This is a genomic window from Mesorhizobium sp. M1006, from assembly GCF_040318825.1.
GTDB lineage: Bacteria > Pseudomonadota > Alphaproteobacteria > Rhizobiales > Rhizobiaceae > Mesorhizobium.
Map to the genome: position 1 here is coordinate 1 of NZ_JAMYMZ010000029.1, position 12840 is coordinate 12840.

The following is a 12840-nucleotide window of genomic DNA, read 5'->3' on the forward strand; positions in this document are numbered from 1 at the left end:
CATCGACTCAATCTCCTCTTACGACGAAGATTGAATCAGTGCTTCAGGACTGCTGCAACCCGGACTTTTTCAACACTATCGACCCATAGGTAACAGCATCTCTCATCGCGCCGGTAATGGCTTAAGACGGCACGCTATGCAGCCTTCCGCCGCAATTGGCTCACGCTCAGCCACACCGCCGAAACCAGGAAGTAGAGGGCGCCTACTGCGGCATAGCCGGCCACGTTGGTGATCGATGGCGGCATCGGCATCCGCGCCTGTGCGATGAAAAACGTGCCTGCCAGTGCTGACTGCCCTCCGCTCAGGACCATCGCCCACTGCGCACCAGAGCTCTTCCAACGGCGGACAGCGGTACCGAGTTGAAGCAGGCCGGACAGGATCGCCCATAGGCCGAACACGCCCAGCACCCAGTTCATGCTCATCTTCTGCGCAACAACGACCGCGAACGTTGTCGCCACACTGACCACGACGTTGATGGCCTGGGTGCGATTCTGTCCCAATCCTCCGCTGCGCGATGCGTCGACAAAATTGGCCAGGGCATCCCATGCAGGATAAGCCACGAGCAAAACCGCCGCGACCACCCCGGAATGCTGTCCCACCGTAAAGGCAGCCCCCACCCAGACAGCCGAGAACGTCGTCCGAGCGAAGTAATAGAGCTTAAGCCATTGTTCCTGGCTGGCGCGGGAGAGATCGCCACTGTGAACCGTCATTGGATTGTCCTTTCGACTAGTAGGTAGGGGCTCTCGACGAACGTCGCGGAGTGATCGCTAGTATGGTTAGTTGAGATCTAGGCTGGTATCCGGGGGGAAGCGCGGAGCCGCTCCAGGAGCGGGCCGGTCACGACGGCGAATATCTTCGGATCGCCATAGGCCCGTGCTGAAAGCATCGCGCCGTGAACGGTCGCCATGAACGCTTCAGCCTCGGCACGAGGGGTACTCATCAGTCGAAATTGGCCGTGCCGCGCACCGCGCTCCATCACGGATGTCAGCCAAGCCGACAGCGAGCGGAAATGCGCCCGGACCTCAAGGCTAACTTCCTCGGGCAGCACGGGGAGCTCGCTTGCCAACAGCGCGCAGATACAAAACGGGGCGCTGGCGTTCGCGATGCAGGCTTCCCAATACCCGGCATAGATCCGCAACTGTTCGAGCGGATCGGATTCGTGAAGTTCGACATTTGCAATCCCCGCTTCAGTTTCTTCGCGATACCGCGCAACCAGCGTCCGAACCAGATCGACCTTGCTTGGGAAATGGTGATGGATGCTCGCCTTACGGATCCCGACCACATCAGCAACGTCGGCATAACTGAAACCGTTGTAGCCGCCAGCCACGATCAGCGAACGCGCACAAGCCAGGATGTCGTCAGAGGTGGTAGACAAGTTGCTCATGCTTTTACCTACCTTCTGGTAGGATGGCAGTCAAGCCTCCTTGCAACGCGAGTAGCGTGAAATTGCGTGGCTATGGCGTAGACGTCATTCGATCTTCATTGTTTTCGGCCCTCCAATTCAGAAAACTCCGGGTGCTTGTCGATCGAGGTAGCCATCCCACTTCGAGGACGAGACAACACCCTCCGGCCGACCGGACCACCGCTAGTCGCCGTGCGGCACTAGGCGTTTGCACCGACTGCGCTATCTCCCCATCGTCAGCTTGTTCTATCGCTGGTTGAAGACTGGGAGGTTTCCATGGATCGGCGACTATTTTTGACAGGAATGTTTGGCATTGCCGGGGCCGCGGCCCTTGCAAGCACGGTTCGGCCAATCAATGCGGTGGCCGGCGTTCCAACTGCCAGAAGGGGCATTCTCGATGAACTCGAGGCGCCGGATGTCGAGACCTTCGACGACGACGAAACTCAAGCAGAGTTGCAACCAGTCTATCATCGCCGGTGGCACATGCCGCGCCGGCGCCGCCGGCGCGCCTGGAGAAGGGTCTGTCGCGTTTACTGGCGAAACGGCTATCGGCGCAGGCGGTGCTTCCGCAGGCGCGTTTGGGTCTGGTTTCGATTCTAGCAACTGGCCGGCTTGAACCCTGGCCATCGCGGCCGGGGTTTTCGCCTCAGGCGGCCGTTAGCGCCCTTACGGAGCTTTCCTAAGGGCGCGGAGGAAGCTGACGGTGTTTGCAGGTTTCAGAGCCACCAGCCTACGACTGGACGATACGACGATTTTCGCAAGGGTCGGAGGCACCGGTCCGCCGCTGCTGCTTCTTCACGGTTTTCCAGAAACGCATCTGATGTGGAGGGATATCGCCGCAGCCTTGGCGCCCCGCTTCACGGTCGTCGCCGCCGACCTTCGAGGCTATGGGCAAAGCGGATGCCCGTTTTCCTCTGCCGATCATAGCCCATACGCCAAGCGCGCCATGGCCGGCGACATGGTTCAGGCCATGAAGCAAGTGGGGTTTGAGCGGTTCATGGTTGCCGGGCATGATCGTGGCGGGCGGGTTGCCTATCGCCTGGCGCTGGACCATTCCGACAAAGTGCTCAAAATCGCCGTCCTCGACATCATCCCCACCGCCGCAACATGGGATCGGGCGGATGCCAGACTGGCGCTTGGCTTCTGGCCCTGGAGCCTTCTTGCCCAGCCGGAGCCCCTGCCGGAGCGTCTGATCGGAGCGGCTCCCGATGCTGTCGTCGACGATGCAATAACGCAGTGGGGATCGTCAGCGAAAATGGTCTCCAAAGAGGTCAGGAACGCCTATGTTGATGCGCTTCGCGATCCCGCGCATATTCATGCCATCTGCGAAGAGTATCGCGCCGCTGCGACGATCGATCGTGAACATGACGCGTTGGACCGCGCAAACGGTCGTCGCATCGACTGTCCGCTACTGGCGCTATGGAGTGGCGAAGGCGCCCTGGAGAACTGGTATGCGCAAGAAGGCGGGCCGCTGGCCATCTGGAGGAAATGGGCCGACAGAGTGGCAGGATGCGCTGTCCAAGGCGGGCACTTTTTCCCGGAAGAGCACCCCGACAAGACGGCAGCGACTCTCTCGGAATTCTTTGAAGACAAACAGGTCGGTCAGCACAGAGTATTGTAGAGGTCACATGCTTCAGTTACGCGGAACCTCGGGAGCGCTTCGCCGCCTGAGATCGAGAACCCTCCGGAAATCCGCCCGTCCGGCATCAATGTGCTTGATAAGGGAATGAAGGCGATCTCCACGGCCACGCCTCTGATATGCAGCCTCATGTTTGTCGGAAGTTGCGCATCGCCTTTGCCGGCATCCTTTGATGCTGCGAAATACGACAAGATGAGTTGCGTCGAGCTCAACGTGGCGATGGGCGCTGTCGCCGACGAAATGTCGGCGACAGCCATCGCTCGTGGCAAAGTCGTCCACACCAACATTCCGGGCTGGCTGTTGGGAGGGCAGCGTGTCGCTTCGACCGTGGCTGCCCGCCAGAGTGCGAAGATCGAGCGCTTGCGGCAGCAGGAGGCTGCGATTGCGGCGGCGAGACGAAGCCGGTGCTGATTGCGTCACTGAAGTGGGTCTTCAGCCCGCCACCCCGGATTGATGCGCAGCGATCGCGCCGAGGAATATCTCGCCGAAATCCTTGAGCTTGGCGGCGCCGACGCCGTTGACCGCGGCGAAGGCGTCCAGATCACGCGGGCAGCGTTCGGCCATATCGATCAGTGTACGATCCGAAAAGATCACGAAGGCCGGCACCTGGCGTTCCCGGGCAAGACGCAGCCGTACAGCCTTGAGCGCGGCCAGCAGCGCCGAATCCAGACCTTCCGTGCCCGCTGCGGTATCTTCAGGACGTATCTTGCCTCGCGATGACTGGCGCGCGTCCACGCGATACCGGAACGAAGCCTCGCCCCGAGCCAGCGCACGGCCCTTCTCGGCAATGGCGAGGCCGCCATGGCCGGCTGAGTCCAATGTCAGGAACCCGCCCGCGACGAGTTGGCGGAGCAGCGACAGCAAGAAACTCTTTTTATGCGCCACACCGGTGCCGAAGCTGGCAAGCCTGTGGTGGTTCCTGTCCAGGACCTTCTCGGTTTCATGGCCGAGCAGGACATCGACGACATGGGCGACGCCGAAGCGCTCGCCGGTCTGTGCGATCGCCGCCAGGATGATCCGCGCCTCCGCCTCGCCATCCGCATGCGGCGCCTGGTCGAGGCAGTTGTCGCAATTGCCGCAAGGCGAAGCACTTTCGCCGAAATAGCCAAGCAGGATCTGGCGCCGGCACTGCGTCGTCTCGCAATAACCGATCAGCGTTTCGAGCCGGCCATGCGCGCGCCTTTTGTGCTCAGCCGGCGCGTCCTCGTCTTCGATGAAAAGCCGGCGCATGCGGATATCGCCGAGACCGAACAGCATATGTGCCTCGGCCGCCCGCCCGTCGCGGCCCGCGCGCCCGATTTCCTGATAATAGGCCTCCAAGCTGCCCGGCAGGTCGGTGTGGAAGACATAGGCGACGTCCGGCTTGTCGATCCCCATGCCGAAGGCGATGGTCGCCACCATCACCACGCCGGACAAGGTCATGAAAGCGTTTTGATTCGCTTCACGCGCGTCCTTGCTCATGCCGGCGTGATAGGCGAGCGCGCGTACGCCGTTCCGCTCGAGGAACGCCGCCATCTCTTCGGTCTTTTTGCGTGACAGGCAATAGACGATCCCGCTGCGGCCCGCATGGCGCTGCACGAAGTTTAGTAATTGGCGCTTGCTGTCCTGCTTGGGCTCAATGCCTAGCTTGATGTTCGGCCGGTCGAAGCCGAGCACCACGGTATCGACGCGCCCGTCGAACAGTTGCGCGGCAATGTCGGTGCGCGTCGTTTCGTCCGCCGTCGCCGTCAACGCAATGATCGGCACTTTCGGGAAGATATCACGTAGTCTCGACAATTCTTCGTATTCGCGCCGGAACGCTGGTCCCCATTGGGAGATGCAATGTGCCTCGTCGATGGCGATCAGCCGGACATCGAGCTTGGTCAACGCCTCGAGCATTCGCACGGTCATGAGCCGCTCCGGTGCAAGATAGAGCAGGCGCGTCTGGCCTGCCGCGACACGGCGCCATGCAGCGACATTGGCATCGCGGTCGAGCGAGGAATTGATCGTATCGGCCGCCACGCCGGCAAGGCGCAATGCGGCGACTTGATCCTGCATCAGGGCCACCAGCGGCGAAACGACAATGGTGAGCCCGCCCAGGACCAGCGCCGGGACCTGGTAGCAGAGCGATTTGCCGGCGCCGGTCGGCATGACAGCCAGCACATGATGCCCGGCCAGCAGCGCCTCCATCACGGCCGCCTGGCCGAGACGAAAATCATCGAAGCCGAATACATCTTTCAGGACGCGCCGCTTGGAATCCTCTGCCGGGATGCTCGCTGCAACCTGCATTACAGAACTTTCGGGGATACGACCTGCCGAAATTCGCCGGCGAATCGCCAGGTGATTGCCTGGACAGCAGATTCGAACATTTATCGACCCCTCTGGTCCTGTCCGCGGCACCGCCTGAGGCGAACTTCTCTCTCATTGGCCGATATCAGACCGTCGTTCCAGCCCCTATTCGCTTTGGCTGTGAATATCGCAACGCCTCGGAGCGGTTAATCCTATCTTCACCATCATTCGGCAGGTTCAGGTTCTGCGGTGATGTTTTGAGTACCGCGGCGCCACAAGCGCCCAGGCAACACGCCCGCGTCTCTCCGGAGGCGCGGGTTTTTTCGTTCCGAGAGCCGGCTGCCTGAACTTCGGGCCCGCAGCTCAGTCGAGGAAATCGGCGCGGTGCGGCGTGAAGCTGTCGACCAGTCGTCCCGCCTCCAACGCCCTGACACCATGGACCAGATTGGACGGAACGATGAAACTGCTTCCCGTCTCCAGGATTTCGGTCCTGCCGTCGATGGTGACTTCGAAGCGGCCTTCGGCGACGTAGCTTGCCTGGACATGCGGGTGCGAGTGCAGCGCGCCGACGCCGCCCTTGTCGAAACCGAACTCGACCATCATCAGTTCGTCGGTGTGCAGGAGCACGCGCCGGCGGTTGCCGTCGGGCGTCGGCGTCCACGCACCCTCGCCGGCATGCGAGAAGATTTTGGTTCCGGTCATCGTCAGACTCTCATCGTCGCTGTTCATCGTGCCAGCCAGCCGCCGTCCACCGGCACCACCGCGCCGTGCATGTAGTTGGACGCCGGCGCCAGCAGGAAGACGGCTGCGTCGCCGATGTCTTCCGGCGCGCCCCAGCGGCCGGCCGGAATGCGCGCCAGGATCGAAGCGCTGCGGTCGGGATCGGTGCGCAGCGCCTCGGTGTTGTTGGTCTCGATATAGCCCGGCGCAATGCCGTTGACGTTGATGCCCTTTGCCGCCCATTCACATGCCAGCAGGCGGGTGATGCCGAGCACGCCGTGTTTGGAGGCGGTGTAGGAGGCGACGCGAATGCCGCCCTGAAAGCTCAGCACCGAAGCGATGTTGACGATCTTGCCACGCCGTCCAGATTCGGCAAGCACGCGCCTGGCAAAACTCTGGCTGAGAAAGAACACCGTCTTCAGATTGACGCCCATGACGTCATCCCAGTCGGCTTCGGTGAGGTCAACCGCATCGGCACGCCGGATGATGCCCGCATTGTTGACCAGGCCATCGAGTGGTCCGGTGCCGTCCCAGACGCGGTCAAGCATCGCCTGGGCAGCTGCATCATCACCAAGATCGCAGCGGACCGCCTCGAAGCGGCCGCCGACAGCCGCAATCTTCTCCGCCGTCTCGTCCATCGCCGACCGGCCGACGCCGACGACCGCGCCGCCTGCGCGCGCGATCGACACGGCGATGCCTTGGCCGATGCCGGTATTGGCGCCGGTGACGAGGATGCGCTTGCCGGCAAGGCTGAAGGCCGAGAGATCGCTCACTTGAGCTCCTCCATCGCCACCAGGTCGACATCGGTATAGTCGACATTATCGCCGGCCATCGCCCAGATGAAGGCGTAGTTGGAGGTGCCGGCGCCCGAATGGATCGACCATCCCGGCGACAGCACCGCCTCCTCGTTGCGCATGACGAGATGGCGCGTTTCGTCCGGCTCGCCCATGAAATGAAACACCCGCGCCGCCTCCGGCAGATCGAAATAAAGATAGGCTTCCATGCGCCGGTCATGCACATGGCATGGCATGGTGTTCCAGACCGAACCGGAGGCAAGCTGCGTCATGCCGACGACAAGCTGACAGGTCTTTACCCCATCGGCATGGATGAACTGGAAGATCGAGCGCTCGTTGGAGGTTGCCTGGCTGCCGAGATCGAGCCGCTTGGCATCGCCGATGCGGATCAGCCGGTTGGGATGGCTCTGATGCGCCGGCGCGCTGAGCAGGTAGAACTTAGCCGGCTCAGCCAGATTGGTCGCAGCGAACGACACCTCATCGGTGCCCATGCCGAGATAGAGCATGTCGCGTGCCTGCAGCTCGTAGGATTGGCCGCCGGCTTTGACGACGCCTGCACCGGCGATGTTGACGATGATCATCTCACGGCGGTCGAGAAAATTCTTGGTCCCGGTCGGCTTGATCGCCTGCAGCGGCAGCGGTGTACCAGCGGGCATGGCGCCGCCGACGATCATGCGGTCGTAATGGGTGTAGGTCAGGCCGATGCGGCCGGGCTGGAACAAGTCCTCGATCAGGAAATTGTGCCGCAGCTCGTCCGTTCCCATGGCTGCGGCAGAAACAGGATCGATGGCGAAGCGAGAGGTGAAATCCGTATGCTTGTCAGTGTGATTCATTGCTGTCCCATGGCGCTGCCTCAATTGCTTATTCAGTTGCCGCGGCCTTGACCGAGTCGGCATAAAAAACCTGGCGCGCGTGCAGGCGCTCGCGATAGCGCTGCTGGCTGGCACCGAGATGCGCGCGCATCGCCTCCCGCGCCGCTTCGGCATCGCCTGCCGAGATGGCGTTGAGGATCATCAGGTGTTCGCGCTGCAGGCCGCGCTGGTAGGCGTCGGACTGTGCGAACTCGGTCGACCAGGGCGAGGTCACATCGCAAGGAATGGCGCGCCGGCCGAGCACGTCGAGCATCTCGACATAGAACGGATTGTTGGTGGCGCTGGCGATTGCGCGGTGGAAGGCAAGGTCGGCCGGTCCAGTCGGCTCGCTGTTGAGGAGCAGCCGTTCGAACTCGAAGAAGGCTTCCTGGATTGCCGCTTCCTGCGCGGCGTTGCGCCGGATGGCGGCGAGCCCGGCGGATTCGATCTCGATCGCCAACCTGACTTCGAGCACGTTGAGGGCGATCGAATCCTTGCTGCCCATCTCCGCTGCCAGAGCACCGAACGCTGTCGAGATATGCTCGGTGACGAAGACGCCGGCGCCTTGGCGCGGTTCGACCAGGCCGTCCGCGGCAAGCTTGGCCAGCGCCTCGCGTATCACGGTGCGGCTGACCCCGAAGGTTTCAGTCAGCTGACCCTCGGTCGGCAGCTTTTGCCCGGGCTGGATCTCGCCCGCCTGCAACTGCTTGCGGATCGCAGCGACAACGGTTTCCGAAAGCTTCGGTCTTCGTTCGACGCGGAGCCCGACTGCGGTATCCGAAGCCATGTCGCACCCCTATTTGAAGACACTCGGCAGCCATAGCGAAATGGCCGGAATGTAGGTGACGAGCGCCAGCACCACGAGGCCTGCCGCATAGAACGGCCAGATCGAGCGCATCGATTCCCAGACGGATATCTTGCCCACTGCACACGCCACGAACTGCACCGCGCCCACCGGCGGCGTGTTCAGTCCGATGCCGAAATTGAGGATCATGATGACGCCGAAATGCACCGGATCGACGCCGTAGGCCTGCGCCACGGGCAGGAAGATCGGCGTGCAAATGATGATCGTCGGCCCCATGTCCATGAACGTGCCGAGGAACAGCATCAAGAGGTTGAGCAGGAGAAGCACAACCAGCGGATCGTCCGAGATCGCGTTCATGGAGGCTATCAACGCTGCCGGCACTTTCAGGAAGGCCATCAGCCACGAGAACGCCGCCGCCATGCCGATGATGAGCAGCACCATGGCCGTGGTGCGCACGGCGCCATGGGTAGCATGAACGAACCCTTCCCAGGTCATCTGCCGGTAAACGAAGACGGTCACGAGCAGCGCATAGATGACGGCGATACAGGAACTCTCGGTGGCGGTGAAGACGCCCGATCGCACGCCGCCGAAGATGATCGCGATCAACAGCAGGCCGGGCACGGCGACGGCGAAAAGATGCGCGACCGCGGTGAAGCCCGGAAACGCCTCGGTCGGATAGCCGCGGGAGCGCGCCACGATATAGGCGGTGACCATCAGCGACAGGGCCAGCAGCAGGCCCGGGATGATGCCGGCCGTGAACAGATCGGCGATGGAGATCTTTCCGCCTGCCGAGATCGAGTAGATGATCATGTTGTGCGACGGCGGCAGCAGCAGCGCGATCAGTGCCGCCATCGACGTGACGTTGACGGCGTAGTCCGCTCCATATCCACGCGCCTTCATCTGCGGGATCATCAGGCCGCCTACCGCCGCTGCCTCCGCCACCGCTGAGCCGGAAATGCCGCCGAACAGTGTAGCGGTTGCAATGTTGACCTGCCCGAGGCCGCCGCGCAAATGGCCGACGAGCGAGCCGGCGAAGGCAACGATCTTGCTGGCGATGCCGCCGCGCACCATCAAGTCGCCGGCGTAGATGAAAAACGGAATGGCCAGCAGTGAAAAGACGCTCATGCCGGAATTCAGGCGCTGGAACACGATCAGCGGCGGCAGGCCCATATAGAGGACGGTGGCGAGGCTTGCGACGCCGAGGCAGAAAGCGATCGGCGTGCCGATAAGCATCAGCAGGGTGAAGACGCCGAAGAGAATCCACAGTTCCATGGCGTCAGACCTTCACGTTGGCGGTGTCGAGTTCGGCCGCGACTTCGGCCGGCGGCAGTTCATCGAGGGCATCGTCGATCGGCGCGCCGGAGAGGCGAAGCACAATGCGCTCCAGCGTGAAGAGCACGATGAGCGCGCCTCCCGCCACAAGCGGGACGTAGTCCCAGCCCCCCGATATGCCGAGCGACGGCAAGACAGAGCCCCAGGTCAATGCGACCAGCTGACTGCCGTACCAGATCATGCCGATGCCGAAGGCGAGCGCGACGAGGTCCGAAATCATCCGCAGCCAGCGCTTGCCGCCTTTCGGCAGCACGTAGAGCAGGACGTCAAAGCCGAGGTGATAGTTCTCGCGCACGCCGACGGCAGCGCCGAGGAAAATGAACCAGCTCATCAGCATCACCGAGCCCGGCTCGGTCCAGCTCGGCGAACGGTTCAGAACATAACGGCCGAATACCTGCCAGGCGACGAAGGCGGTCATCAGCACCAGCCCGATGCCGGCGATCGACAGCGCCGCCGTGCTGACGCGCGACATCACTTGCGCGACGCCGGACAGAAGCGGTGTTGGTCTTGGGCTGGAAGTCACCGGTTTTCTCCCCAGGAGGATGGCGGCACGGAATGTCCGCGCCGCCGCTTGATCACTGCACGGCCTTGATGGCTTCGACCATGGCCTTCAGCTTGTCGTCCTTGACGTGCTTCTCGTAGACCGGCCCCATCGCGTCGATGAAGGGCTGCTTGTCCGGCGTCGTGATCTGCGAACCGGCCGCCTCGACCTTGGCGCGCGATTCCTTGACCTTGGCGGTCCACAGCTCGCGCTGCTTGGCGACGCTCTCCTTGGCGGCCGCCTTGAAGATCGCCTGGTCTTCCGGCGTCAGCTTGTCCCAGCTCGACTTCGCCATGACGAAGGCTTCCGGCACCATCGTGTGCTCGTCGAGCGAATAGTATTTGGCGACTTCCGCGTGCTTGGCGGTGTCGTAGCTCGGAAAATTGTTCTCCGCGCCGTCGATCACCCCGGTCTCGATCGCCGAATACACTTCGCCATACGGCATCGGCGTCGCGTTGGCGCCAAGTGCCGCCACCATGTCGACGAAGATGTCGGACTGGATGACGCGGAACTTCATCCCGGCCATGTCGGCTACGGTGTTGATCGGCTTCTTCGAATTGTAGAAGGAGCGCGAGCCGCCGTCGTAAAAGGCGAGCAACACCAGCCCGACCTGGTCGAACGCCGCCGCGATCTGGTCGCCGATCGCCCCGTCCATGACCTTGTGCATATGCTCTTCCGAACGGAAGATGTAGGGCAGCGAGGGCACGGTGGTCTCCGGGATGAGCCCGTTGAACGGCGCCATCGAGACGCGGTTGAGATCGATCACGCCGGTGCGCACCTGCTCGATCGTGTCCTTTTCCTCGCCAAGTTGCGCGGAAGGATAGATCTCGACCACATAGCGGCCGGCCGTGCGCTCTTTCACCAGCTCGCCGAAATATTTGACCGCCTCGACCGTCGGATAGCCGTCCGGGTGGGTGTCGGACGAGCGCAGAACCGTCTGAGCGCTTGCCGTTCCGGCCAGCAGTGCGGCGGCAACTAGCGTAGCCCCCGCCAGTCTCGAAAAATGCAGCATTGGTTTCCTCCCGTTTGAACGATGGCGGCAAGCGCCGTTAGAGCCGGTACGCCTTTTTCGCGAGCGTATAGGCAAGTTCCTGCGCCAGCTCGTGCGCCTCGTCCTCGCCGAGCCGATGCTCGGCGACGAGACGCGCCAGAAAAGCGCAATCGACCCGGCGCGCCACATCATGGCGGGCCGGTATGGATGGAAAGGCGCGGGTATCGTCGTTGAAACCGACGGTGTTGTAGAAACCGGCGGTTTCGGTGGTCATCTCACGGAACCTGCGCATGCCTTCGGGGCTGTCGTGGAACCACCAGGCCGGCCCGAGCTTCAATGCCGGGTAGACGCCGGCGAGCGGCGCCAGCTCGCGCGCATAGCTGGTCTCGTCGAGGGTGAAGAGGATGATGGTGAGGTCGCGCTCCAGCCCGACGCAGTCGAGCAGCGGCTTCAGCGCCGTCACATAGTCGGTTCGCGTCGGAATATCGAAGCCTTTGTCCCTGCCGAACTTCCGAAAGATAGCCGGCGAATGATTGCGCCAGGAGCCGGGATGGATCTGCAGGACCAGCCCGTCGTCGCGGCTCATCTTGGCCATCTCGGTCAGCATCTGGGCGCGGAACAGCTTTCGCTCGCGCTCGTCGTCCGAGCCCCGGCGGATGCGGTTGAACAGCTTCTGCGCGGCGGCATCCGAGAGATTGGCGGTTTCGGCCGTCGAATGGCCGTGATCGGAGGAAGTCGCGCCAAAGCTCTTGAAGAAGGCGCGCCGCTGGCGATGCGCATCGAGATAGCCGGCCCAATTGCCGGTGTCGCAGCCGGTGATCTCGCCAAGCCGGTCGAGATTGGCCGAGAACCCTTCGAAGTCGGGATCGACGATCGCATCCGGCCGATAGGCGGTGACGACGCGGCCGTCCCAGCCGCTGTCGCGGATCATCTGGTGCCATCTGAGATCGTCGAGCGCGCCTTCGGTCGTTGCGATGACTTCAATATTGAAGCGCTCGAACAGCGCTCGCGGGCGAAAATTCTCCCACTGCAGCAAGGTCGAGATCATATCGTAATGGCGGTCGGCGGTTGCGGCCGTCAGCGGCTCGTCGATGCCGAACAGATGGGCAAGCACATGGTCGAACCACAGCCGGGTCGGCGTGCCGCGGAACAGGTAATAATGCTCGGCGAAGCACCGCCAGATCGTTCTGCCGTCGGTTTCAACCGGCGAGCCGTCAAGCGTCGGCACACCAAGCTCCTCAAGCCGAACGCCCTGGCTGAACAGCATGCGGAAAATGTAGTGGTCCGGCACGATCAGCAACTGCGCCGGATCGGGAAACGCCTCGTTGAGCGCATACCAGCGCGGATCGGTGTGGCCGTGCGGGCTGACGATCGGAAGGTCTTTGACCGCGGCATAGAGATCGCGGGCCAACGAACGCGGGCGCGCCTCGGCGGCAAACAGCAAGTCCGGATCCGTCAATGCGGCCACGTGAATCCTCCCAATCCGAACATCGGTAG

The 12840-nt window shown here is 62.6% G+C and carries 13 protein-coding genes; 2 read left to right on the forward strand and 11 right to left on the reverse strand.

What is annotated here, in order from left to right:
• Positions 1-134: 134 nt before the first annotated feature.
• Together NKH60_RS23475 and NKH60_RS23480 are read right to left on the reverse strand one after the other, a co-directional pair.
• Positions 135-710, reverse strand: a complete 576-nt coding sequence (locus tag NKH60_RS23475) for a DUF308 domain-containing protein (protein WP_352873475.1) — start codon at positions 708-710, stop codon at positions 135-137.
• A gap of 77 nt (positions 711-787) precedes the next feature.
• The gene (locus NKH60_RS23480) at positions 788-1384 is read right to left on the reverse strand and encodes a TetR/AcrR family transcriptional regulator (RefSeq protein WP_352834012.1); all 597 of its coding nucleotides are present in this window, start codon (positions 1382-1384) and stop codon (positions 788-790) included.
• Positions 1385-2105: 721 nt separating this feature from the next.
• On the opposite strand from NKH60_RS23480, the gene NKH60_RS23485 reads away from it, so the two are divergent.
• Positions 2106-3023, forward strand: a complete 918-nt coding sequence (locus NKH60_RS23485; protein ID WP_352849969.1) for an alpha/beta fold hydrolase — start codon at positions 2106-2108, stop codon at positions 3021-3023.
• Between the two features lie 210 nt (positions 3024-3233).
• Positions 3234-3452: a hypothetical protein gene (locus NKH60_RS23490; RefSeq protein ID WP_245274746.1), complete on the forward strand. Its 219-nt coding sequence runs from the start codon at positions 3234-3236 to the stop codon at positions 3450-3452.
• A gap of 21 nt (positions 3453-3473) precedes the next feature.
• Here NKH60_RS23490 and recQ read toward each other — a convergent pair whose 3' ends face one another.
• From recQ to uxaC, 9 genes are all read right to left on the reverse strand, one after another.
• Positions 3474-5309, reverse strand: coding sequence for a DNA helicase RecQ (gene recQ, locus NKH60_RS23495; RefSeq protein ID WP_352834018.1), 1836 nt, complete (start codon positions 5307-5309; stop codon positions 3474-3476).
• Between the two features lie 363 nt (positions 5310-5672).
• Positions 5673-6011 carry a cupin domain-containing protein gene (locus NKH60_RS23500; RefSeq protein ID WP_352540932.1) on the reverse strand — a complete coding sequence of 113 codons (339 nt, stop codon included), beginning with the start codon at positions 6009-6011 and terminating at the stop codon, positions 5673-5675.
• 23 nt (positions 6012-6034) lie between these two features.
• The gene (gene kduD, locus NKH60_RS23505) at positions 6035-6802 is read right to left on the reverse strand and encodes a 2-dehydro-3-deoxy-D-gluconate 5-dehydrogenase KduD (RefSeq protein WP_352613289.1); all 768 of its coding nucleotides are present in this window, start codon (positions 6800-6802) and stop codon (positions 6035-6037) included.
• Positions 6799-7656: a 5-dehydro-4-deoxy-D-glucuronate isomerase gene (gene kduI, locus NKH60_RS23510; RefSeq protein ID WP_352834024.1), complete on the reverse strand. Its 858-nt coding sequence runs from the start codon at positions 7654-7656 to the stop codon at positions 6799-6801. Before kduI ends, kduD begins: the two co-directional genes overlap by 4 nt.
• 28 nt (positions 7657-7684) lie before the next feature.
• Positions 7685-8461 (reverse strand): FadR/GntR family transcriptional regulator, encoded by a 777-nt coding sequence (locus NKH60_RS23515; RefSeq protein WP_352621452.1) that lies wholly within the window; start codon positions 8459-8461, stop codon positions 7685-7687.
• A 9-nt stretch (positions 8462-8470) separates the two neighbouring features.
• Positions 8471-9751 carry a TRAP transporter large permease gene (locus tag NKH60_RS23520; protein WP_292656436.1) on the reverse strand — a complete coding sequence of 427 codons (1281 nt, stop codon included), beginning with the start codon at positions 9749-9751 and terminating at the stop codon, positions 8471-8473.
• Between the two features lie 4 nt (positions 9752-9755).
• On the reverse strand, positions 9756-10283 hold the full coding sequence (locus NKH60_RS23525) for a TRAP transporter small permease (protein ID WP_023719697.1): 528 nt from the start codon (positions 10281-10283) through the stop codon (positions 9756-9758).
• Positions 10284-10386: 103 nt separating this feature from the next.
• The gene (locus NKH60_RS23530) at positions 10387-11364 is read right to left on the reverse strand and encodes a TRAP transporter substrate-binding protein (protein ID WP_352834027.1); all 978 of its coding nucleotides are present in this window, start codon (positions 11362-11364) and stop codon (positions 10387-10389) included.
• Positions 11365-11401: 37 nt separating this feature from the next.
• Positions 11402-12811 carry a glucuronate isomerase gene (gene uxaC, locus NKH60_RS23535; protein ID WP_352873480.1) on the reverse strand — a complete coding sequence of 470 codons (1410 nt, stop codon included), beginning with the start codon at positions 12809-12811 and terminating at the stop codon, positions 11402-11404.
• Positions 12812-12840: the final 29 nt, after the last annotated feature.